This window comes from Acidovorax sp. FW305-C-20-28, assembly GCF_058783375.1.
Genome location: NZ_JBYSYM010000005.1, coordinates 1 through 22,353 on the forward strand (window position 1 = coordinate 1; position 22,353 = coordinate 22,353).

General features: G+C 68.5%; 22 protein-coding genes. 16 read left to right on the plus strand and 6 right to left on the minus strand.

Features of this window, described 5'->3' with window-relative positions:
- Positions 1–364: 364 nt before the first annotated feature.
- Complete coding sequence (urtE, locus tag AC3WOH_RS07710) at positions 365–1,057, plus strand: urea ABC transporter ATP-binding subunit UrtE (protein WP_492228774.1); 693 nt, start codon at positions 365–367, stop codon at positions 1,055–1,057.
- Positions 1,058–1,073: 16 nt separating this feature from the next.
- Here the strand turns inward: urtE and AC3WOH_RS07715 are convergent, their stop codons facing one another.
- Positions 1,074–1,997, minus strand: coding sequence for a LysR family transcriptional regulator (locus AC3WOH_RS07715; protein ID WP_492228775.1), 924 nt, complete (start codon positions 1,995–1,997; stop codon positions 1,074–1,076).
- 188 nt (positions 1,998–2,185) lie between these two features.
- Between AC3WOH_RS07715 and AC3WOH_RS07720 the strand changes: the two genes are divergently transcribed.
- The 3 genes from AC3WOH_RS07720 to AC3WOH_RS07730 all read left to right on the plus strand — a co-directional run bounded on the left by AC3WOH_RS07720 (position 2,186) and on the right by AC3WOH_RS07730 (position 6,099).
- Positions 2,186–3,208 (plus strand): porin, encoded by a 1,023-nt coding sequence (locus tag AC3WOH_RS07720; RefSeq protein WP_492228776.1) that lies wholly within the window; start codon positions 2,186–2,188, stop codon positions 3,206–3,208.
- Positions 3,209–3,287: 79 nt separating this feature from the next.
- Positions 3,288–4,226 (plus strand): Bug family tripartite tricarboxylate transporter substrate binding protein, encoded by a 939-nt coding sequence (locus AC3WOH_RS07725; RefSeq protein WP_492228777.1) that lies wholly within the window; start codon positions 3,288–3,290, stop codon positions 4,224–4,226.
- Between the two features lie 16 nt (positions 4,227–4,242).
- Positions 4,243–6,099 carry a CocE/NonD family hydrolase gene (locus AC3WOH_RS07730; protein ID WP_492228778.1) on the plus strand — a complete coding sequence of 619 codons (1,857 nt, stop codon included), beginning with the start codon at positions 4,243–4,245 and terminating at the stop codon, positions 6,097–6,099.
- Positions 6,100–6,118: 19 nt separating this feature from the next.
- Here the strand turns inward: AC3WOH_RS07730 and AC3WOH_RS07735 are convergent, their stop codons facing one another.
- Positions 6,119–6,985: a phosphatase PAP2 family protein gene (locus AC3WOH_RS07735; RefSeq protein WP_492228779.1), complete on the minus strand. Its 867-nt coding sequence runs from the start codon at positions 6,983–6,985 to the stop codon at positions 6,119–6,121.
- Between the two features lie 236 nt (positions 6,986–7,221).
- On the opposite strand from AC3WOH_RS07735, the gene AC3WOH_RS07740 reads away from it, so the two are divergent.
- Both AC3WOH_RS07740 and AC3WOH_RS07745 read left to right on the plus strand, forming a co-directional pair.
- Positions 7,222–8,319, plus strand: coding sequence for a diacylglycerol/lipid kinase family protein (locus AC3WOH_RS07740; RefSeq protein ID WP_492228780.1), 1,098 nt, complete (start codon positions 7,222–7,224; stop codon positions 8,317–8,319).
- A gap of 40 nt (positions 8,320–8,359) precedes the next feature.
- Complete coding sequence (locus AC3WOH_RS07745) at positions 8,360–9,172, plus strand: metallophosphoesterase family protein (protein WP_492228781.1); 813 nt, start codon at positions 8,360–8,362, stop codon at positions 9,170–9,172.
- 3 nt (positions 9,173–9,175) lie between these two features.
- Here the strand turns inward: AC3WOH_RS07745 and AC3WOH_RS07750 are convergent, their stop codons facing one another.
- Together AC3WOH_RS07750 and AC3WOH_RS07755 are read right to left on the minus strand one after the other, a co-directional pair.
- Entirely contained in the window at positions 9,176–10,318 is a 1,143-nt protein-coding gene (locus tag AC3WOH_RS07750) for a porin (RefSeq protein WP_492228782.1), read from the minus strand.
- Between the two features lie 264 nt (positions 10,319–10,582).
- Complete coding sequence (locus AC3WOH_RS07755) at positions 10,583–11,314, minus strand: TetR/AcrR family transcriptional regulator (RefSeq protein ID WP_492228783.1); 732 nt, start codon at positions 11,312–11,314, stop codon at positions 10,583–10,585.
- A gap of 172 nt (positions 11,315–11,486) precedes the next feature.
- Between AC3WOH_RS07755 and AC3WOH_RS07760 the strand changes: the two genes are divergently transcribed.
- The 4 genes from AC3WOH_RS07760 (at position 11,487) to AC3WOH_RS07775 (ending at position 15,558) form a co-directional block, all read left to right on the plus strand.
- Positions 11,487–12,470 carry a tripartite tricarboxylate transporter substrate-binding protein gene (locus AC3WOH_RS07760; protein ID WP_492228784.1) on the plus strand — a complete coding sequence of 328 codons (984 nt, stop codon included), beginning with the start codon at positions 11,487–11,489 and terminating at the stop codon, positions 12,468–12,470.
- 14 nt (positions 12,471–12,484) lie between these two features.
- On the plus strand, positions 12,485–13,300 hold the full coding sequence (locus AC3WOH_RS07765) for a cyclase family protein (RefSeq protein ID WP_492228785.1): 816 nt from the start codon (positions 12,485–12,487) through the stop codon (positions 13,298–13,300).
- Positions 13,297–14,307, plus strand: coding sequence for a fumarylacetoacetate hydrolase family protein (locus tag AC3WOH_RS07770; RefSeq protein ID WP_492228786.1), 1,011 nt, complete (start codon positions 13,297–13,299; stop codon positions 14,305–14,307). Before AC3WOH_RS07765 ends, AC3WOH_RS07770 begins: the two co-directional genes overlap by 4 nt.
- 162 nt (positions 14,308–14,469) lie before the next feature.
- Positions 14,470–15,558 carry an adenylate/guanylate cyclase domain-containing protein gene (locus AC3WOH_RS07775; RefSeq protein WP_492228787.1) on the plus strand — a complete coding sequence of 363 codons (1,089 nt, stop codon included), beginning with the start codon at positions 14,470–14,472 and terminating at the stop codon, positions 15,556–15,558.
- A gap of 4 nt (positions 15,559–15,562) precedes the next feature.
- Here AC3WOH_RS07775 and AC3WOH_RS07780 read toward each other — a convergent pair whose 3' ends face one another.
- The gene (locus tag AC3WOH_RS07780; protein WP_492228788.1) at positions 15,563–16,288 is read right to left on the minus strand and encodes a haloacid dehalogenase type II; all 726 of its coding nucleotides are present in this window, start codon (positions 16,286–16,288) and stop codon (positions 15,563–15,565) included.
- A 203-nt stretch (positions 16,289–16,491) separates the two neighbouring features.
- On the opposite strand from AC3WOH_RS07780, the gene AC3WOH_RS07785 reads away from it, so the two are divergent.
- The 3 genes from AC3WOH_RS07785 to AC3WOH_RS07795 all read left to right on the plus strand — a co-directional run bounded on the left by AC3WOH_RS07785 (position 16,492) and on the right by AC3WOH_RS07795 (position 19,753).
- Positions 16,492–17,727, plus strand: coding sequence for an MFS transporter (locus AC3WOH_RS07785; protein ID WP_492228789.1), 1,236 nt, complete (start codon positions 16,492–16,494; stop codon positions 17,725–17,727).
- A 134-nt stretch (positions 17,728–17,861) separates the two neighbouring features.
- Positions 17,862–19,082, plus strand: a complete 1,221-nt coding sequence (gene alaC, locus AC3WOH_RS07790) for an alanine transaminase (protein WP_492228790.1) — start codon at positions 17,862–17,864, stop codon at positions 19,080–19,082.
- 149 nt (positions 19,083–19,231) lie between these two features.
- The gene (locus AC3WOH_RS07795) at positions 19,232–19,753 is read left to right on the plus strand and encodes a GAF domain-containing protein (RefSeq protein WP_492228791.1); all 522 of its coding nucleotides are present in this window, start codon (positions 19,232–19,234) and stop codon (positions 19,751–19,753) included.
- Positions 19,754–19,764: 11 nt separating this feature from the next.
- On the opposite strand, the gene AC3WOH_RS07800 is transcribed toward AC3WOH_RS07795, so the two are convergent.
- Positions 19,765–20,682 (minus strand): AraC family transcriptional regulator, encoded by a 918-nt coding sequence (locus AC3WOH_RS07800; RefSeq protein WP_492228792.1) that lies wholly within the window; start codon positions 20,680–20,682, stop codon positions 19,765–19,767.
- A gap of 142 nt (positions 20,683–20,824) precedes the next feature.
- On the opposite strand from AC3WOH_RS07800, the gene AC3WOH_RS07805 reads away from it, so the two are divergent.
- From AC3WOH_RS07805 to AC3WOH_RS07815, 3 genes are read left to right on the plus strand one after another with little or no spacing between them, the layout of a single operon-like run.
- Positions 20,825–21,577, plus strand: coding sequence for an SDR family NAD(P)-dependent oxidoreductase (locus tag AC3WOH_RS07805; RefSeq protein ID WP_492228793.1), 753 nt, complete (start codon positions 20,825–20,827; stop codon positions 21,575–21,577).
- 40 nt (positions 21,578–21,617) lie between these two features.
- Positions 21,618–22,052 (plus strand): VOC family protein, encoded by a 435-nt coding sequence (locus tag AC3WOH_RS07810; RefSeq protein ID WP_492228794.1) that lies wholly within the window; start codon positions 21,618–21,620, stop codon positions 22,050–22,052.
- Positions 22,042–22,347, plus strand: coding sequence for a hypothetical protein (locus AC3WOH_RS07815; protein WP_492228795.1), 306 nt, complete (start codon positions 22,042–22,044; stop codon positions 22,345–22,347). The genes AC3WOH_RS07810 and AC3WOH_RS07815 overlap by 11 nt, the downstream gene beginning before the upstream one ends.
- The last annotated feature ends 6 nt before the right edge of the window (positions 22,348–22,353 follow it).

The window sequence follows — 22,353 nt, forward strand, 5'->3', positions numbered from 1 at the left end:
CTGCGCAAGCAGCAGCCGAGTGGTACCCGCTCCCCACCCCTTCTGGCTGCGCCGAGAAGCGCAGGAGCTGGGGTGGGCGTGTGTGCCGAAGGACACATGCACTTCGTCGTCTAGCTTGCCGCAGCTGTTTGAGCGGAGTTCGAAGAACGCAGCGAGTTCTGCGGCACCACCCCAGATCCGAGCATCGCAGGTTGCCCGTAGCGCAGCGAAGGGACGCAGACTGGGGGTCGCCTTCTCTTTGGTGACTTTCTCTTGGCGAGACAAGAGAAAGTTACTGCGCCGCCGGGCGCACATCCCGGCCTCCGCCCTTAAAACAAGAGCAGAAGCAACCATAGCCCCGAACCCCTGACAGAGGCAGAAAACAATGCTCACCGTCCAAAACATCAATCAGTACTACGGCGGCTCCCACATCCTGCGCGACGTGAGCCTCACCGCCGAACCCGGCAAGGTCACCGTCCTCCTCGGCCGCAACGGCGTGGGCAAGACCACCCTGCTCAAAAGCCTCATGGGCCTGGTCCCCATCAAGAGCGGCTCCATCCAGTTCGACGGCAAGCCCATCGACAAGACCGCCCCCTACGACCGCGCCCGCGCCGGCATCGGCTTCGTCCCCCAGGGCCGCGAGATCTTCGGCCGCCTCACGGTGGAAGAGAACCTGCGCATGGGCCTGGCCTACAAGAGCGGCGCCACCCCCGTGCCGCCGCACCTGTACGAGCTGTTCCCGGTGCTCAAGCAGATGCTGCGCCGCCGCGGGGGCGACCTCTCGGGTGGGCAGCAGCAGCAGCTGGCCATTGCGCGTGCGCTCGCGCCCGGGCCGCGACTGTTGATCCTGGACGAACCCACCGAAGGCATCCAGCCCAGCATCATCAAGGACATCGGCCGCGTGATCCGCATGCTCGCCGACAAGGGCGAGATGGCCATCCTGCTGTGCGAGCAGTACTACGACTTCGCGCAGGAGTTGGCCGACCAGTACCTCGTCATGGAGCGCGGCGAAGTCATTGCGCGGGGCCCTGGCAGCGAGATGGAAGCCAAGGGAATCCGCAACCTGGTCGCGATCTGATCGGGCGCTGGTTCACTCAACCCGCCTTGGCGGGCCGCTCGTTTGCAAGGTCGGGCAACACCATCGCCTCCACCAGCAACTGCGTGAAGGTGTCGTGCAGGGGCGAGGCCGGCGCATGGCTCAGGGTGGCAATGGCCAGCTGGTAGGCGATGTGCGGCTTGAACGGCCGCGCCGTGATGCCGCCCATCGGGCAATGCCGTGCCAGCAGCGCGTTGACGATGGACACACCCAGCCCCTGCGCCACATGGGCACAGGCCTCGCTCACCGAGTGCACCTCCAGCGCCACGCGCGGTTGCACGCGCTTCTGGCGGAAGGCCATGTCGATCTCGTGGCGTATCTGGCGCTGGCGGCCCAGCAGCACCAGGCTGCAGTCGATCAGGTCGTCGGGGCTCACCTCGGCCAGTTGCTCCAGCGCATGGCCCTTGGGCATGATGCACACGGCCTCGGATTCCAGTGTGGCGCGGGTGCTCAGCCCCTGCATCTCCATGGGCAGGCGCACCAGGCCGATATCCGCCTCGCGGCCGAGCAGGGCCTGCTCCGCATCGCTGTACGAGCCCGAGAGCACCTCCACCACCACGTCAGGATGCGCCTGCATGAAGCGCTGCGCCAGCGTGGGCATCAGCGTGGTGGCCAGGGTGTTGGGCACCGCCACCTTGAGCAGCCGCCGCCGGAACCCGCCCAGGCGCAACTGCTCGGCATGCCGGCGAAAGCACTGGGCCGAGTCCATCAGCCCCTGGGCATCGCTGCGCAGGGCCTGCGCCTCGGCCGTCGGCGTCAGTCGCCCCTTCTCGCGCACGAACAGGCGCAGCGCCAGGCTCTCCTCCAGCTGCGCCAGCAGCCGGCTGACGGCCGGCTGCGACAGGCCCAGGCGCTCGGCCGCCGCGGTGGTCGAGCCACTGAGCATGATCGCGTGGAAGGCCTCGAGCTGTTTGAAGTTCATGGAGGGCAGATAAGAAGCCGTCTGGGTTGCCGGGTGCGTGCGTGCATCTTTGCACCGCCGCTGCGCGGCTGCAAACGCGCCGCAATCCGCATAGGGTAATACGGCTTTGTCATAGCGTTGTAGGGACCTGCCTCGCTCCACAGAATTCGTGGCGTCTGAACCCACACCCTGTTCGAGGAGCGAGATTCATGAGGCCTATTTCCCCCGCCGCGCTGGCTGCCAGCGGCCTGGTATTCCTGTCTGCCGGCACACCCGCCGCAGCGCAAACGCAAGACCTGCAGGTCTACGGCCAGGTGCGGCTCACCGTCAACAACGTCAAGGTCGGCAATGCCGGCTCCGTGATGGAAGAGCGCGACAACGCCTCGCGCCTGGGCTTTCGCGGCAAGGAGGACCTGGGTGACGGCATGGCCGCCTTGTTCGGCCTGGAGATGGGGCTCGAAGCCGACTCGGGCGCCGCCACCACGCCCGCATTCCGCAACAGCTACGTGGCGCTGCGCGGCGGCCTGGGAACGCTGGCGCTGGGCCGGCTCGATTCGGCCAACCCCACGGGCTCGCCGCTGTACTCGCAGGTCACGCGCATCACCTCGTTCGCGGCCAACGATGCCGGGGCCACGGCCATCGGTACCTCCATCCTCAATGCGCGCAACCGCACCTCCAATTCGCTGGGCTACCAGAGCCCGACCTGGGGCGGCGTGAACCTGCGTGCGCGCTACTACCTGCGCGGCGACGCCAAGACGCCCGAGCAGGAAAGCGGCGCCAAGTCGCTCGACCTGGGCCTGAACTACGTGGACGGGCCCTGGTCCGCCGGCATCGGCTATGGCAAGGACACACGCCCCGGCGGCCCGCTGGCCAACGAGTTCGCGAGCAAATGGCAGGCGGGCCTGCGCTACGACTTCGGTGCCGTCGAGCCCTATGTGCTGCTGGGCCGCGACCGCTATGCCACCACCAGCGCCACCGCACGTGCCGACGTGGATTACTGGCTGGTGGGCAGCCGCTTCTCCGCGGGTCAGCATGCCCTGGTGGTCAATGTGATGCAGCGCGACGTGCAGGCCTCGCGCCAGGGGCTGCGCAAGCGCCAGCAGGTGGCGTATACCTATGCCCTGTCCAAGCGCACCGAACTGCAGGCCTTCATCGACCGTGACGGCATCGATTCGAGCCGCCGCAACGTGGCCGTGCGCGCCGTGGGCGCAGGGATCCGCCATGACTTCTGAAACCCGGCCCCAACACCGTTCTTCCTTGCCATCCACATCGAGCTGTCTTATGTCCCGAATCCCGCAAGTCCTCTCCCTGATGGCACTTTCCTTCTTGGTGGTCCATCCCCTGGCCGCAGGGGCGGCCGAATTCCCTGAAAAGCCCGTGCGCATCGTGGTCCCGTTCCCGGCAGGGGCAGCTGCCGATACGGCCATGCGTGTGGTGGCGCGCAAGATGTCGGATCAATGGCGGCAGCCCGTCGTCATCGACAACCGGCCCGGTGCGCACGGCTTCCAGGCAGTGACCGCGTCTGCGGCCGATGGCTACACCCTGCTCATGGGCGCGGGCTCGGGCATGGTCACGGCGCCGCTGCTGTCCAGCAAGCTGTCCTACAACCCCTCGCGCGACTTCGTGCCCGTGGGGCGGGTGGTGATCAACGTGCCCATCCTCACCACGCACCCCGGCCTGCAGACCCGCAGCGTGCGCGAGCTGGTCGACCTGGCGCGCAAGAGCCCGGGCACGCTGAACTACAGCACCAGCGGCAATGGCAGCCCCGGCCACCTGTCGATGGAGATGTTCCAGGCGGCCACGGGCACCAAGATGGTCCAGATCCCCTACAAGGGCGGCGGCCCCGCCGTGAACGAGCTGGTGGGCGGCCATGTGCAATTGGGCATGAATGCGGTGCCCAGCGTGTTCGCGCACATCAAGGCCGGCCGGCTCGTGCCCCTGGCGGTGGCCAGTGCCAAGCGCTCGCGCGCTTTTCCCCAGGTGCCGACCATGGCCGAGGCCGGCGTGAAAGATTTCGAGTACGACATCTGGTACGCCCTCTTCGCCCCCACGGGCACGCCGCCCGATGTGGTGAACAAGGTCAGCCGGGCCCTCAACGCGTCGCTGGGCGATGCCGAGGTGGCCAACCTGCTGGTGGCCCAGGGGGCCGAGCCGGCACCCACCACGCCGCAGGAGCTGGCGCGTTTCATCCAGGAAGACACGGCACGCTGGGCCAAGCTGGTCAAGGAACGCAACCTCAAGCTCGACTGAGTGGCGGGATATTTCCATGACCCAGCTTTCCCATACTGCAGCCGCCACGCACGGCGGCGTGACCCGGCACACCCACCGCGTGCCCATGCGCGACGGGGTGCACCTTGCCACCGACCTCTATCTGCCGGCCGACATGGCGGGACCGCTGCCCGTGCTGCTGGAGCGCACCCCCTATGGCAAGGACGCCGAAACCCGGCGCGAGCGCACCGCCGCCAATCCGTCGCCCATGCGCCGTGGCGAAGTGGCCGCGCGTTTTGCCGAGGCGGGCTACGCCGTGGTGGTGCAAGACTGCCGCGGCCGCTTCGATTCCGAAGGCCAGTTCACCAAGTACCTGGGCGAGGCCCATGACGGTGCCGACACCCTGCAGTGGATCACCGCCCAGCCCTGGTGCAACGGCGCCGTGGGCACCTATGGCCTGTCGTACGCGGCCCATACCCAGACGGCGCTGGCCAGCCAGCGGCCCGGGGGGCTCAAGGCCATGTTCCTCGAATGCGGGGGCTTTGCCAATGCCTACCGCGGCGGCATACGCCACGGCGGCGCGTTCGAGCTCAAGCAGGCCGTCTGGGCGCTACGCAACGCCTGCAGCGGCAGCACCCAGCTCGGCGATGCCGCGCGCCAGGCGCTGGCGCAGGCCGACATCGGCGAGTGGTTCCTGCGCCTGCCCTGGTCGCGTGGCGACTCGCCCCTGCAGTGGGCGCCCGAGTACGAGGACTACCTCTTCGGCCAATGGGAGCGCGGCAGCTTCGATGCCTACTGGCGCCAGCCCGAGCTGTATGCCGCGGGCCACTACGGCGCGCTCGACGGCGTGGCCATGATGCTCATGTGCGGCTGGTGGGACCCCTATGCGCAGACCACCACCGACAACTATCTCGGGCTCGCCCAGCGCGGTAACAAGGGTGTGCGCATGGTGCTAGGCCCCTGGACGCATGGCGAGCGCAGCGTACCGTATGCCGGCGACGTGGACTTTGGTCCCACCGCCGTGCTCGATGGTTCGCTGGCCCCCGACTACGTGGCCATGCGGCTCGCCTGGTTCGACCACTGGCTCAAGGGTGCACCCATGCCGCAGGGCATGGACGAGGGCGTGCGCTACTTCCGCATGGGCGGCGGCTCGGGGCGGCGCACGCCTGAGGGCCGGCTGGAGCATGGGGGCTGCTGGCGCAGCGCCAGCCGCTGGCCCCTACCCGGCACCGATTTCATTCCCTGGTACCTGGGGGCCGATGGCAGCCTGTCCCCCCAGGCGCCAGGGCGTGGTGACGTGCTGGCCTTCGATTTCGACCCCGCATGCCCGGTGCCCACGCTGGGTGGCTCCATCACCTCGGGCGAGCCCCTGATGGTGGCCGGGGCCTACGACCAGCGCAGCAGCGCGCAGACCTTCGGCGCCCAGGCGCCATATGGACCGCTGGCGCAGCGGCCCGATGTGCTGGTCTTCCAGACACCGGTGCTGCAAGAGGATGTGGAGGTCTCGGGCCCCATCACCATCGAGCTGTGGGTGTCTTCCACGGCGCCCGACACCGACTTCACCGCCAAGCTGATCGACCTGTACCCGCCCAGCGAGGATTACCCCGAGGGCTACGCGATGAACCTCACGGACGGCATCCTGCGCTGCCGCTACCGGCGTTCGTGGGAGGCGCCCGCCATGATGCAGCCCGGCGAGGTGGTGCAGATCAGCATCGAGCCCATGCCCACCTCCAACCTGTTCCGCAAGGGGCACCGCATCCGGCTGGACCTATCGAGCAGCAACTTCCCCCGCTTCGATGTGAACCCCAACACCGGCGCGCCCGAGGGGAGCGCCGGGCCGCGTGTGGTGGCACGCAACAGCGTGCACATGGGGGCCGGCCGGCCCTCCCGGGTGGTGCTGCCGGTGCTGCGCTGAGCATGCAGCGCGGCAGCGTTCAGCTGCGCGCGGGCGTGGCGGCCCGCACTGCCTGGCGCCAGCGGGCCACGCTCTCGATCACCAGCACCGTGCACACCATCCAGGTGCCGCCCAGCAGCCAGCCCGCGAGCACGTCGCTGGCGTAGTGCACCTGCAGCACCATGCGGCTCCAGCCCGTGGTGAAGACCAGCATGCCCGCAAGCACCGCACAGGGCATGTGCCAGCGCGCCGGCAGCAGGCGCGTGGCCAGGTAGGCCAGCAGGGTGTAGGCCACCATCGAGGCACTGCTGTGCCCGCTGGGAAAGCTGTAGCCATCGGCCTGGGCCACGCCGTGGTGCAGGTGCTCGGGCCGGGCACGCTCGAAAATGGCCTTGAGGATGCGCGTCAGCGCCCCGTTGCCCGCCATGGCCGCCAGCCAGCCCGTGGCCAGCAGCCGCTGGCCATGCCACCACAGCGCGGCACCCACCACGGCGGTCAAGGCGGTGAGCACGGCGGTGTCGCCCAGGTGGGTCAGGGTGGCGAAAAGGCGCAGCACTTCGGCGGGCGCATGCAGGCGCAGGCCGGCCGCGATGGCGTCGTCCAGCGCGCCCCAGTCGTCGGCGCCGCGTTCGCTGCCGCTCTCGGCCAGCTCGGCCATCACGCTGCCCGCCAGCACCATGGCGCAGGCCGCTGCGGCCATCCCGGCCAGCAGTATCCAGCGCGCATCCAGGGGCGCCAGGGTGGGCAGTGCCTTGTGCACCAGGGGGCCGCCATGGCGACGCAGCGCGCGCAATCCCCACAGCGATGCGGGCCCCACCAAACTGGCCAGGACCAGCCCTGCGAGCCACCAGCCCAGCGGGTAGCTGGCAACCAGGGTGCCTATGGCAAGGGCATCCGGCATCATCATGGGGGCGGCGCTTTCGTCAGGGGCATGCGGAAAAAGTCATGGGAACATGCAAGGGTGCCGGTTGTACCCCATTGCGCAACAGCCCTTTGCAGCCGCTGTGAATGTAGGACAAGGCGCCGACAAACGCACAGCGCCGTGGCTGACAGGCCCCGGCCCGCAGGCAGGGCACCATCGCCCGGTAGCGGTGCCATCATTGTTCTCCCGTGCCGCGGACCCATGCCTGTTCTCATGCACCCATGACCCTCGCCGAACGCCCTCCTGCCGTCCACCCCCATGGGCGCATCCACCTCGTGGTGCCCAAGCGCCCCGGCGCCGACTTCGACCTGGTGCGCGCCAAGCTCGAAGGCGCCTTCGCAGCGCATGCGCACGACGTGGTGTGGCATGTACCCGACCAGCGCGGCGACATCGTCGACCTGGCCTACACGGCCGTGCGCGCAGCCCAGGTCGATGCCGGGCTGGTGGTGGCCGCGGGCGGCGATGGCACCATCAACGCCGTGGCCTCTGCGGCGCTGCAGGCGGGCGTGCCCATGGGGGTGATCCCCATGGGCACCTTCAACTACTTCAGCCGCGAGCATGGCCTCGCGCTCGATCCCGAGGTGGCCGTGCAGGACATGCTGCGCGCCATGGAGCTGGGCGATATGCGCCCCGTGCAGGTGGGTTTCGTCAACGACCGCATGTTCGTGGTGAATGCCGCCGTAGGCCTGTACCCGCGCCTGCTGGCCGAGCGCGAAATGGCCTCCAAGCGCTTTGGCCGCTCGCGCATGGTGGCCATCCTGTCGGCCGTGTGGAGCATGTTCCGCCCCGCCGGCGGGCGCCGCTGGCGCGTGATCCTGCGCACGCACGAAGGCGCGCAGGCCCGGCAGGAAGAGCACCTGGTCACCACGCTGTTCGTGGGCAACAACCCATTGCAGCTCGATCGCATGGGGGTGGTGCAAGCGAAGTCGGTCGCCGACGGCGGTCAACTGGCGGTCATCCTGCTGCAGCCACAGGGCCGTTGGGCCGTGGCCCGCACCGTGTGGAACGCGGCCACGGGCCAGCTCGCGCGCGACCCGGCCGTGGTGAGCATGGCCTGCGCCGAGATGACCGTGGCCCCCGCGAGCTGGCGCCCGGCCCAGGTGAAGGTGGCCTTCGATGGCGAGCGTGAGTGGATGGCGCCGCCGCTGCGTTTTCGCGTGCACGACAGGCCGCTGTGGCTGGTCACGCGCACCACGCTCGACCGTGACCCCGCGGCCGCCTCGCCAACGGTGCAGGAGAGTGTGGCCGCCGATGAGCCCGTGGCCCCTGCCGCCGTGCCCCTGCCCGTGCTGGGGGCCACTGCCGTGGCGCCGGGCTGAAGGGTGGACTGATCCTGCCCCGCGCCTGTACCCTACGCCCATGTCCGTACTGATGCACCTGTCCGACCTGCACTTCGGTGCCCACGAACCCGTGGTCTGCCGCGCGGTGCAGGCGCTGGCCCGCCAGCTCGGGGTGTCGGTGGTGGTGGTCTCGGGCGACGTCACGCAGCGCGCCACCCCGGAGCAGTTTGCCCAGGCTGCCAGCTTCATCCGGGGCCTCGATGCGGGTGCCGCCGTGGTACTGCCCGGCAACCACGATCTGCCGCTGTTTGCCTGGTGGCTGCGCTGGGGGCGCGCCTACCAGCGCTTCGGGCAGGAGTTCGGCAGCGACCTGGAGCCCGTGCGCCAGTTGGGCCGCTTCTTCATCGTCGGGGTGAACACCACGCGCCCCTGGCGCCATGAGCGAGGTAGCCTGTCGGGCGCCCAGATCGCCCGTGTCGAGAAGGAACTGGCCGAGGCCTACGAGGAGCCCTGGCGCATCGTTGTTGCCCACCATCCGCTCACGGCCCGCAATGCGCAGGACAAGGCCCACCGCCCCGCACGTGCCGAGGAGGCCCTGCTGCGCTGGCGCGATGCGGGCGCGCAGATGCTGCTCTCGGGCCACGCCCATGCTGCGGGCCTGCTGCAGCCGCTGCCGGGCCTGTGGGTCAGCCAGGCCGGCACGGCCGTGTCGCACCGGTTGCGCCACGGCTACCCCAACAGCCTGGTCATCCTGAGCCACGAGGCTGACCCGGCCAGCCCCGACAAGGCACAGCGCTGGGCCTCGCGCTGGGACTATGACCCAGAGACCACGGCCTTCCACTGCGTGCAGCGCCAGTGGGTGGATGATCCCAACGGCGCCCTGGCCATCTGATCCTCAGAAGCGGTGCCGCATGCCCAGCGCGAAGCTGGTGCCCTGTGCATCCAGCACACGCGGCGGCGCCGGCAAGGTCTGCGTGCGCGTGCTGTCGCGCATGGCCACCAGGTAGAGGTCGGTGCGTTTCGACAGGAAGTGGTCGTACCCCACCGTGAAGACCCGCCGCTGCACATTGCCCCCGGCCACAGTGGCCGGCACCGGCCCCACGGCATCGCCCGTACGGCGCGATGCATAGCCGGCCAGCAGCCGGCCGGCGCCAATGGGCACAGCGGCACTCACATCCCACACGCGGTAGCCCACGTCGAGTGGCACGGCGGCCGTCCCCCGGTTCTGGATGCGCCCGATATGGGCAAACACCTTCACCGCCGTGAAGTCGTACGAGGCCGCGAGCTGCCAGGCTCGCGTGTCGTTGGGCGAGGTGCCGTCGGCAAAGGTGACCGGGTTCTTCGCCACGCTCTGCCAGGCCACCGAGGCTGCGAACGGTCCTTGGCCGTAGGCCACGCGCACGGCGCTGTTGCCGCCGCCCTGGCCCTCTGACAGCGCATGTGCCGCCGATGCACTCACGCCCGCCCAGGTGGGGCTGTCGTACACCACGGAGTTCGCCCAGCCCGTACCGCCTGTGAGCGGCGCGCCGATGAAGGTCACCAGGTTCAGCGGCCCGAAGACGGTGGAATCGCCGAACGCATTCGAGGTGATGCTGTTCAGGAACAAGAGCGAAGTGACATTGCCCAGGCGCACGCGCCCCCAGTCGGGGTGCGCCAGCCCGACCCAGGCCGCGCGCGAGAACACCGGGTCCCCCGTGACGTTCACGGGTGCGGACAGGGCGTCGCTGCGCCCGCTCGCGCCTGAGTCGTTGCGCAGGAAAGACGACAGTTCGAACGCCGCCGTGAGCCCGCCGCCCAGGTCCTCATTGCCGCGCACGCCCCAGTGGCTGGTGGACATGCCGCCGCCTTCGAGCTTGTCGATGGGCCGGTCCAGCGTGTTCACGCCAGCGGCCGCGCCCTCGAAGCGGCCCACGGCCGCATCCACCAGGCCGTAGAGCTGCAGGCCCGGGCCGGAAGCGGGTTGGGCATGGACTGGGGTGGCGTTCAAGGCGGCCAGCGCACTGGCCAGCAGGGCAGGGGTGAGAAGGGGGTACTTCATGGGGTGTCTCCTGTGGTGGGGGGGATGGGGGAGGTTTTGTATAGGGCGTACCCGTCCACGGCGCGCTCGCAAGGCGGGCGTTCCGAAGGGCTGGGCGTGGTGGGGGGTGCCGGGCAGGCGCTGTCGCTGGCGCCATTGCCGTCTTGGCAAGGGCGCGCGCAGGCTCACGCGCCGGTGGCATGCCACCGGCGTGTCAAAGCGGTGTGGTGGGGCGGCCTGCGCCGCCTCAGGGCGCGCCGGTCAGGCGCATGGACTGCGGGGCCATCAGTGCACCGGCCTGCCGCAGGCGCCGCGCATGCCGTGGGCGATGAAGCGCACCAGCAGCGGCCCGGCCACGGCCGCGTCGCCGGGCTGGTTCTGGCCGAACGACAGGCGCTCGATGCGCCGGTCGTTCACATGGTGCAGCAGCGCACCCAACGCGAACTGGTAGCACCAGGCCACCTGGCCGCGCGTGGCCTGGGGCAGGGCGCTGGCAATGGCGTCGATGAACGAATGCGCGAGCGGGTCGAACAGCTCGCGGATGATGGGCTCGTCCTCCTCCAGGTGGTCGCTCATGCCGCGCGACAGCAGCCGCAGGAAGTGCTGGCCTGCAGGCTGGCTCGCCACCTCCAGCACCGGCAGCACAAAGGCCTTGACGATCTCGTCCAGCAGGTGCTCGGGGGCGGCGGCGCGCTGCGCCTCGGCCAGCGACTGCAGCCGCACATCGATGTAGCCCGCATGCGCGCGAAAGATCGCGTGGTACAGCGACAGCTTGGGGCCGTAGTAGTAGCCCACCAGGGCCAGCGGCACGCCGGCCTCGTCGGCAATGTCGCGGATCGACACGCCATGGAAGCCACGTGCTGCAAACAGCCGCTCGGCCGCCTGCAGGATGTTGGCCTGCCGGTTCGGGGCCAACTGGTCGTTGGCGCCGGCCAGGGCCTTGCCGGTAGCGCGCTTGCGCGGCGCTGGAGGGGACGCCTCGGGCGAGATGGAATCAGGGGATTTGGTGCGTGCCATGGTCTGATTTATACGTTCGTGCAAAACAATTGAACACTCGTACAAACCCTGGTGGAATTGGTTTTGTACGTTCGTATAATTTTTTTGCAGAGGCGACCAGTACTAAGCCCGCCGCCTTCGATCAGCCCCCTTTGCCGCAGCCATTGCAGTCCATTCCGCAGGAGACAAAACCATGACCACCCGCCGCCGGTTCACCCAGCTTTCCGCAGCCGCGTTGCTGCCTTCTACCTGGGCCCATGCTTCCCACGCCGCCACGGGCATCCCGGATGTCGCGCGCATCCTCATCGGCTTTCCGGCGGGCGGTCCCATCGACGCGCTGGCCCGCCGCGTGGCCGACCGCATGCGTGGCAAGTACGCGGGCGCCGTGGTGGTCGAGAACAAGCCCGGCGCGGGCGGGCAGATCGGCATCCTCACGCTGCGCGACAGCGCGGCCGACGGCAGCAACCTGCTCATCACGCCCTCGTCCATGCTGTCCATCTACCCCTACACCTACCCCAAGCTGCGCTACGGGCTGGCCGACGTCACGGCCGTCTCGGTGGCCGCGCACACCGACCATGGCCTGGCCGTGGGCCCGGGCGTGCCCGACAGCGTGCGCACGCTAACCGACTTCCTGGCCTGGCTCAAGGCCAACCCCAACAATGCCAACTACGGCAGCCCCGGCGCAGGCTCCATGCCGCACATGGTGGGCGTGCTGCTGTCGCAGATCACGCAGCTCGACATGCGCCACATCGCCTACCGCGGCACCGTGCCCGGCGTGCAGGACCTGCTGGGCGGGCAGGTGCCGGCGTTCTGGGGCCCCATCGGCGATTACCTGCAGCACACCAAGACCGGCAAGCTGCGCGTGCTGGCCATTGCCGGGGGCAAGCGCTCGGTGTTCCTGCCCCAGGTGCCCACCTTGCAGGAACTGGGCTATCCCCTCAAGGTCAGCGAATGGTATGGCTTCTTCCTGCCCGGCAAGGCCGCGCCCGAGGTGGTCAAGCGCGCGTCCGACGCGCTACAGGCCGCGCTCACCCAGCCCGAGGTGGTCGACTTCGGCAAGCAGTACGGGCTGGAGATCCGCGCCTCCAGCGCCTCCGACCTGGCCCGCATGCTGCAGGCCGACGCCGACCAGTGGCGCGGCCTGATCAAGCAGACCGGTTTCACCGCTGAATCCTGAGAAAGCCTTCCACCATGTCCATCGCATCCCCACGCCGCATCGTCGATATCTCGATGCACCTTGAAAATGATGTCGTCTCCGACCCACCCGGCCTGGGCCCGCGCATCAGCTACATCGACCACCACATGAGCTTCGACGACCTGGCGCGCTTCTTCCCCGGCGTGCGCAAGGAGGACCTGCCCGACGGCGAATCCTGGGCGGTCGAAGACGTGCAGCTCAACACCCACAACGGCACGCACCTCGATGCGCCCTACCACTTCGCCTCCACCATGGACGGTGGCCAGCGCGCCCTGTCCATCGACGAGGTGGACCTGAATTGGTGCTTCCAGCCCGGTGTGAAGCTCGACTTTCGCCACCTGCCCGACGGCTATGTGGTGCAGGCGGCCGATGTGGAGGCCGAGCTCGCGCGCATCGGCCACCGCCTGCAGCCGCTGGAGATCGTGGTCGTCAACACCCGCGCGGGCAGCGCCTACGGCACGCCGCACTACACCCGCAGCGGCTGCGGCATGGGCTACGAGGCCACCATGTATTTGCTGGAGCGCGGCGTGCGCCTGACCGGCACCGATGCCTGGAGCTGGGACGCGCCGTTTGCCTACACGGCCGAGCGCTATGCCGAGAGCCGCGACGCCTCGCTGATCTGGGAGGGCCACAAGGCCGGTCGCGACATCGGCTATTGCCATTTGGAAAAGCTGCACAACCTCGAAGCCTTGCCCGGCAGCGGCTTCTATATCTCGTGCTTTCCGGTCAAGGTGCGCGGCGCGTCGGCCGGCTGGACGCGCGCGGTCGCCATCTTCGATCCGGTACTCCCCCTGCACAAGGAAGCGGCATGAAGTTCGCCACCCTCAAGAACGGCCAGCCCGATGGCCGCCTGGTCGTCGTCTCGGCCGATGCCAGCCACTGTGCGGACGCCAACCCCGTGGCGGCGACGATGCTCGACGCGCTGCAGCGCTGGGATGCGGTGCAGCCGGGCCTTGCGCGCCTGTCGCAGGCCCTCGACATCCCTGACGCCCGTACCACCGTGGGGGCGGTGCCGTTCGATCCCCGGCAGTGCGCGGCGCCGTTGCCGCGCAGCTTCCAGTGGCTCGACGGCTCGGCCTTTCTGAACCATGGCCGGCTCATGGAGCGCGCCTTCAAGACCCCGCCCATCGCCGATTTCGAGACCATTCCCCTCATGTACCAGGGTGCGGCCGATGACTTCCTCGGCCCGCACGATCCGGTGCCGCTGCCCAGTGAAGACGATGGCATCGACTATGAAGGCGAGTTCGCCGTGGTGCTGGGCGATACGCCCATGGGTGTGGGCCCGCAGCAGGCCCTGCAGCATGTGCGCCTGGTGGTGCTGCTCAACGACTGGAGCCTGCGCAGCTTCGGCCCGCGCGAGGCGAAAAGCGGCTTTGGCTTCTTGCAGGCCAAGCCTTCCACGGCCTTCGCCCCGATCGCCGTCACGCCCGACGAACTGGGGCCGGCCTGGCGCGACGGCCGCGTGCACCTGCAACTGCAGGTGCACCGCAACGACGCCTGGTGTGGCCACCCTCACGGTGGGGCCATGCATTTCCACTTTGGCGAACTCATCGCCCACGCGGCGCGTACGCGCCGGTTGTCGGCCGGCACCCTCATCGGCTCGGGCACCGTCTCCAATGTCGACGCGGCCATGGGCTCGTGCTGCATTGCCGAGCGCCGCATGATCGAAACCCTGGCCCAGGGCGCGCCGCGCACGCCCTTTCTGCGCTTTGGCGAACGGGTGCGCATGTTGGCGCTGGACGGGCAGGGCGGCGCCGGGCCTTTCGGCATGCTCGACCAGGTGGTGCAGCAGGCCCCAGGGACCGTTGCTGAGCGGTGACGCGAGCACGGCGGGCGCCCTGTGTCCATAGGGCGCTTTCCCCTGTTGTGGTTGTTTTCCCGGGGGCGGCTTGACCGGCCTGCGGGCCGCGCCTATTCTGGCTGGAGTGGCCTGCCGCGCCCCCGGCAGCGCCCGGACCCCTGTGGAACCCCGCCCGTTGCCATGCACAAAGAATTCAACCACGACGCCCTGCGCCGCCTGCAGGCGTTGATTGCCCGTGAGACGGGCGCCGCGCTCAGCGAAGCCGCTACGGCCGAGATGGCCGCCATCCTGCGCGGCTCCGACGGGCCCGAGGGCGTGCCCGCGGACGACAGCGTGGTGGCGGCCCCGCGCGAGGTCACCATCCTGCTGGCCGACCTGCGCGGCTTCACCGCGCTCTCGGCCGCGCTGCCCGCGGGCGTGGTGATCGCCGCGCTCAACCGTTGCCTGTCTGTGCTCAGCGAGGTGGTCTTCAAGCACCAGGGCGCCATCGACAAGTTCATGGGCGACTCCATCATGGTGCTCTTCGGCGCGCCCGTGGCGCGCGAGGACGACGTGGACCGCGCGCTGATGTGCGCGGTCGAGATGCAGATGGCCATGCGCGACCTGAACCTGGCCCACATGCGTGAGCGCCTGCCCGAGGTCTTCCTGGGCATTGGTGTGAACACCGGCAACGTGATGGCCGGGCGTTTTGGCTCCGACGTGTACTCCGAATACACCGTGATCGGCGAAGAGGTGAACCTCGCCTCGCGCATCGAAGCCTTCAGCCTGCGCGGCCAGGTGCTCATCAGCGAGGCCACCTACCAGCGCTGCTGGGGGCTGGTGTCGGCATCGGCCCCCATGCAGGTCTATGTCAAGGGGCGCCAGCAGCCCGTGGGCCTGCGTGAGCTGGTGGCGATTCCCTCGCGCAAGCTCAAGGTGCCGCGCCAGGAGTTTCGCCGCAGCCACCGCGTGGACACGCGCCTGCCCTGCCTGTGCCAGCGCATCCAGGACAAGATCATCGTGCCGCAGATCGTGCACACCGCCATCCGCGACATCGGCTACCACGGCCTGCTGGTGGAGATGACCGAGCCGCTGGACCTGCACAGCGAGATCAAGCTCGAATTTGACCTGACCCTGGTCGAGTACCGCGCCACCGACGTCTACGCGCGCGTCATCACCTTGAAGCCCGAGGGCGGGCAGTGGCTGGCGGGGCTGGAGTTCACCTCCATCAGCCCCGAGTGCCACGCCAAGGTGCAGATGTTCGTGCAGCTGCTGGTGGCGGCGCGCTAGGCGATCAGCAACCGAGCTGCGTCGCCAGGTCCGTGAGCCGCGTGCTGTGCAGGTCGTTCCCTGCCTGCGCCGAGATGTCCTTGGGATGCGCCGCCCCATATTCCAGCGGCCGTTCCACATACATGGTGCGCAGCCCGCAGCCGCGCGCCGCCGCCAGGTCGTCGTGGTGGGCCGCCACCAGGGCCACCTGTGCGGGCTCCAGGTCGAAGGTGCGGGCCACGCCCAGGTAGGTCTCAGGGCTGGGCTTGTAGGCGCGGAACACTTCGGCGCTCAGGATGCAATCCCACGTCAGGCCCGCGCGCTTGGCCATGTTGGTGAGCAGGCCGATGTTGCCGTTGGACAGCGTGGTGAGGGTGAACTTCGTCTTGAGCCGCGTGAGCCCGGCCACGCTGTCGGCCCACGGGTCCAGCCGGTGCCACACGCGGTTCAGGTGCCAGCGCTCGGCCTCGGTCAGGTGCGACAGGCCAAAGCGCGGCAGGATCTCGTCGAGGATGCTGCGGTGCAGCTCGTCGATGCGCGTCCAGCCCTGCTCGCCCCGCATCACGCGCGCCATGGCCGGCTGGTAGCCGCTGCGCCAGGCAATGGCGAAGGCATCGCCGTCGATGGCCGGGTACAGCGCCTGCATCTCGCGCACGATGCTGCCGTGCCAGTCCACCACGGTGCCAAAGATGTCGAAGGCCAGCACCTTCACGGTGCTGGCGAGTTCGTCGGCAATGCTCGGTGTACTCATGCGCGGGCCTCGGTAGGGTGAAAACACCTCCAGCGTAGCAGGCCGGGCCGGCAGGCGCTGCCAGCACGTTTTGCCGGGCCGTGCTATGGTTACGGAATTCGGGTTTACCCCTGTAACTCCGTTCCATTCTCACACCCCCTGAATGCCCTGCGCCGCGCCATTGCGCCCGGTGCAGCGCTGCCCTGTTGCTTGCTGTTGCCGCCATGACCGCGCCCCTGCCGTCCTCCCCGTCGCCCATCGCCCACACCCCTACCGAAGACCGCACCCTGGTGCGTGCCGTGCTGGCCCTCGGAGTCGGGGGCTTTTCCATCGGCACGGGCGAATTCGTCATCATGGGCCTGCTGCCCGAGGTGGCACGCGACATCGGCGTGAGCATTCCGCAGGCCGGCCACGTCATCAGCGCCTATGCGCTGGGCGTGGTGGTGGGTGCTCCGGTGCTGGCCGTGCTGTGTGCCAACTGGGGCCGGCGCGCGCTGCTCATGGCGCTGATGGTGGTGTATGCGCTGGGCAATTTCGCATCGGCCGTGGCGCCGGGCTACCTGTCGCTCAGTGCCATGCGCCTGTTCACCGGCCTGCCGCACGGCACCTACTTCGGCGTGGCGGCCCTGGTGGCCGCGGCGCTGGCACCGCCCGGGCGCCGTGCGCGCGCCGTGGGCTGGGTCATGCTGGGGCTGACCACCGCCACCCTGGTGGGCGTGCCCATCGCGGCCGCGCTGGGCGAGGTCTTCGGCTGGCGCGCGGCCTTTGTCTTTGTGGGCCTTATTGCCGTGGCCGCCGTGGTCATGGTGCGCCTGTGGGTGCCCGACATGCCGGCATCGCATGGCGCCAGCCCGCTGCGCGAGCTGGGCGCCCTGGCGCGCAAGCAGGTGTGGTTCACCCTGGGCATCGGCGCCATCGGCTTTGGCGGCATGTTCGCCGTGTTCAGCTACATCAAGCCCACGCTGCTCGAGGTGGCTGGCATGCCGCCCGCGCTCATGCCCTTCGTGCTGTCGCTCTTCGGTCTGGGCATGGTGGCGGGCAATATCGTCGGTTCGCGCATGGCCGACAAGGCCCTCATGCCTGCCATCGGCAAGGTGCTGCTGTGGTCCATCCTGGCGCTGGCGCTCTTCGTTCCCGCCGCGCACCACCCGGTCAGCGCCGCGCTGGCCACCTTCTTCCTGGGCACCCTGGTCGCCATCGGCCCGGCGCTGCAGATCCGCCTGATGGACGTGGCCGGCGACGCGCAGACCCTGGCCGCCGCGCTCAACCACTCGGCCTTCAACGCCGCCAATGCGCTGGGCGCATGGCTGGGCGGCGTGTCCATCGCGGCCGGCCTGGGCTGGACGTCCACGGGTTGGGTCGGCGTGGTGCTGGGCATCTGCGGTGTGGGCATCTTTGCCTGGTCGATGTCATCGGAGCGCACCACGGCGCGCGCAGCAGCAGCCCTGCACAAGGCCTGAGCGTAGCGGCGGCGCGACAGCGCCGCCATCGGCAAAACGCCCTGCGCTTTCTGCGTTACAGTGAACGCGGGCCAACCCCATTGTTGGCCACGTCGCTCGGACGGTTCCGGGCGCTTACGTGAAAGTTCACCAGCATGTCTGCTTCTCCAGGCAAGCGCCGCTTTGCGCGCATCGATCGCCTTCCCCCCTACGTCTTCAACATCACGGCCGAGCTGAAACTCGCCGCCCGCCGCCGTGGCGAAGACATCATCGACATGAGCATGGGCAACCCCGATGGCGCGACCCCGCCGCACATCGTGGCCAAGCTCACCGAGGTGGCCCAGCGGCCGGACACCCACGGCTACTCCGCCAGCAAGGGCATTCCGCGCCTGCGCCGCGCCATCAGCCACTGGTACCAGGACCGCTATGCAGTGGACATCAACCCCGACACCGAGGCCATCGTCACCATCGGCTCCAAGGAGGGCCTGGCCCACCTGATGCTGGCCACGCTGGACCGCGGCGACACCGTGCTCGTGCCCGACCCGAGCTACCCCATCCACATCTACGGCGCCGTGATCGCCGGCGCCGACATCCGCAGCGTGCCCGTGGCACCCGACGTGGATTTCTTCGCCGAGCTCGAAAAAGCCATCCGCGGCAGCTACCCCAAGCCCAAGATGATGATCTTCGGCTTCCCGAGCAACCCCACGGCGCAGTGCGTGGAGCTGTCGTTCTTCGAACGCGTCGTCGCCCTGGCCAAGAAGCACGACATCCTGGTGGTGCACGACCTGGCGTATGCCGACATCGTGTACGACGGCTACCGGGCCCCGAGCATCATGGAAGTACCCGGCGCCAAGGATGTCGCGGTGGAATTCTTCACCCTCTCCAAGAGCTACAACATGGCCGGCTGGCGCGTGGGCTTCATGGTGGGCAACCCCGACCTCGTGGCCGCGCTCGCGCGCATCAAGAGCTACCACGACTACGGCACCTTCACCCCCCTGCAGGTCGCGGCCATCGCCGCGCTGGAGGGCGACCAGCAGTGCGTGAAGGATATCGCCGCCCAGTACCAGCGCCGCCGCGACGTGCTGTACAAGGGCCTGACCGAAGCCGGCTGGGCCGTGGACTGCCCCCGGGCCAGCATGTACATCTGGGCCCGCATCCCCGAGCCCTACCGCGCACTGGGCTCGCTCGAATTCGCGCGCCAGTTGCTCGACAAGGCCAAGGTCTGCGTATCGCCCGGCATCGGCTTCGGCGACCAGGGCGACGAGTACGTGCGCTTCGCCCTCATCGAGAACGAGGCCCGCATCCGCCAGGCCGTGCGCGGGATTCGGGCCATGTTCAAGGCCGATGGGTTGCTGAAGGTGCCGTCAGCAACCTGAGGGAGGGGTGCGCGGCGGGCCGGCGTTTGCCACGCCCCGGGTTTTGGCGAAATAAAAATTGCTTTTTTGATGGCAATTGAGTATGGAATCCACACATCTGCTTACCCTCTGTAGCCAGGGCTTCATACCGGGCGCTTAGACTTCGGGGCATGCACATGCTGGATTACAACCCCGACGACCTCGACGTCACCATCACCGAGTTGCTGGTCGCCACCAGCGACTCCGCCGACCACGAACTTCCTCCCGTGGTGCCGGCCGTCCTGCAACTGCTGCGCAAGCGCCTGGGCATGGACGTGGCCTTCGTTTCCCAGATCGCCGATGGCCGCCGCACCTTCATGGCCGTGGACAACGCACCCGATTTCCCTCTGCTGGAGGCCGGCATGTCCGACCCCGTGGAAGAGAGCTGGTGCCAGCGCGTCGTGGAAGGCCGCCTGCCCGAAAAAATCGAGGACGCTGCGCCCTACGTCCAATCCGGCAAGGCGCCCGACCCCGGCTTCACCATCGGCACCCACCTGAGCACCCCCGTGCGCCTGGCCGACGGCAAGGTCTACGGCACGCTGTGCTGCTTCAGCCGGGGCGTGCAGCCCGAGGCCGACATCGACAGGCTGCGCTATACGGCGAACCTGCTGTCGGAGAAGCTCTCACCCAAGCCCGTGGAATCGGCTGGCTGACGCTGTCGATTTCAGTGGGCGGTGGCGTTCCCGTCCATTGGTGTGCGCGATTGCATGTGCGCCGCGATGCGCGCGGCATCCTTGGCAGGCGGCAGGCCAAATGCGCGCCCATACTCGCGGCTGAACTGCGTGGAACTCTCATAGCCCACCTCATGGGCCACGGCGGTAACACTCGTGCCTGAAGCCACCAGCAGCTTGCGGGCCTGCAACAGACGCAGCTGCTTTTGGTACTGCAACGGACTGAGCGTGGTGACCGCTTTGAAGTGGCGATGGAACGCCGATACGCTCATGGCCGCGTCGTCCGCCAGCTGCTCGATCGGCAGCGGCAATGCGAAATCACGCCGGATGCGCTGAATGATGCGATTGACCCGCGCCAGCGCGGTGTCGGGGGTGGCAATGTGGCGCAGCATCCATCCCATCGGACCCTGGAGCACGCGGTAGAGGATTTCGCGCTCGTAGGCGGGAGCCAGCGCCTGGATATCGTCGGGGTGGTCCAGCAGCCTCAGCATCCGTACCCAGGCGTCCAGCAGTGGGGGCGTGACGGCGGCCACGGAGAATGCGCGTTCCTGGGGCGCAGTGCCGGCGCCAGGGGGCAGGGCTGACAGCAGTTCGACCAGGAGGGACGCGTCCAGCGTCAGTGCGATGGCCAGATAGGGCGATCCGTCGGCGTCCGGCTTCACCACCCCCGCCGCCGGCAGGTCGACCGACATCACAAAGTAGGTGGCAGGGTCGTAGTGCAGGGTCTGGTCCCCTACGGTCATGGATTTTCCTCCCCGCAGGATGAGGTTGACCATGGGCTCGTAGACGCCGGCCAACTCGTGTTCGGGGATCGCACCCTGCACCATGAAAACGCGTGGGATGCCCGTCTCGGTGCGTCGGTTTTCCGCGCGCGCGGCGAGCGCGCGCAGCTCATTCAATGGCTCGTTCATCGTCAGCATTAGACCGTGCGCGGGCGGTTGCTTCCAGCAGGAAAGCAGGATTGGGCAGGTTTGAGGCAGGAAACGCTGCGACGCCAAAGCACGGTTTCCCTATCGTTGAGGCATTCCAACCAACCCCCTTGAGGAGCCTCCAATGAACCCCAGCAAAGTCATCGTCATCACCGGCGCAAGCCGCGGCATCGGCGCCAGCACCGCCCTGGAAGCGGCACGCCGCGGTCTCGGCGTCATCCTGACCTACAACGCCAATCCGGATGCTGCCCGCACCGTGGTGCGCCAGATAGAAAGCCTGGGCGGCAGGGCGGTCGCCTTGCCTCTGGACGTCGGCGCCGTCCAGACCTTCCCGGACTTTCGCGCTGCCGTCGAGCGGGCGCTGGCAGCCACCTGGAACACAACGGGCCTGGATGGCTTGGTGAACAACGCCGGCTACGGCCTGTTCCAGGCCATCGAATCCGTCACCGAAGCCCAGTTCGACGGGCTGTTCAATGTGCACCTCAAAGGGCCGTTCTTCCTGACGCAGGCGCTGCTCCCCCTGTTGCAGCCAGGTTCGGCCATCGTCAACCTGACCAGCGCGACGACACGCATCGCGACGGCCGGTGTGGCTCCCTATGCGTCCTTCAAGGGCGGTCTCCAGGTGCTGACCCGCTACATGGCCAAGGAATTCGGCGAGCGCCGCATCCGCGTCAACTCGGTCTCCCCCGGCCCCATCCGCACCGACCTGGGCGGTGGCCTGAATGAAGAGTTCGAGGCCCTCCTGTCGTCTCAGACGGCACTGGGACGGGTCGGAGAGCCGCACGAGGTCGCCCGCGTGATCGCTTCGCTGCTGACCGAGGACGGCGGCTGGATCAACGCGCAGGATATCGAGGTATCTGGCGGCTATGTCGTCTGACCCCCGGAGAGCGCGCAACCTGCTCCAACCAAGGATTTCCATGCTGGACCATCTCTTTCTCTCGGTAAGCGACCTCGATCGCGCGATCCGCTTCTACACCCAGGCGCTCAAGCCACTGGGCATCGTCAACCGCCACGACTACGATGGCCGGCAAGGGCCGCCAGGGCACCCCGACCTGAAGGGCTTTGGCTCCGGCGGACGGATGTACTTCTGGCTCCGGCAGGGCAAGGTGGATGCGCGTGCCGTGCACGTCGGCTTTGTCGCCGGCAGCCGCGGGGCGGTCGATGCGGCATATGCCAGCGCGATGGCCGCCGGTGCGGTGGACAACGGGGCTCCCGCGCCACGCCTGCACTACGACCCGCGCTACTACGCCGCGAACGTTCTGGACCCTGACGGCTACAGCCTGGAGTTTGTCTACAAGAGCTGGCAGCACGGCCAAGCCGCTGCAACGGAAGGTGGTCGCCATGGTCAGTGAAGCCATGGAGATGACCACCTTCCAACTGGCGAAGGGCCTCACGGTCCAGGACTTCATTGCCGCCAACGCCGATGTCGATGCCTGGCTCCAGAAGCAGCCCGGTTTCATCCTCAGGCGCATCTGCGAAGGCCGCGACGGCTGGGTGATCGACATGCTGCTTTGGCAGTCGGCGAAGGACGGGGAGCGCGCCGCCGCGGGCATCATGACCGAGCTGGCCGACTCCCCTGTCCACGCGGCCATCGATCAGTCGACCGTGGACTGGACCATCCAGGTCTGCCGGCATCGCTGCGGCTGACTGTCC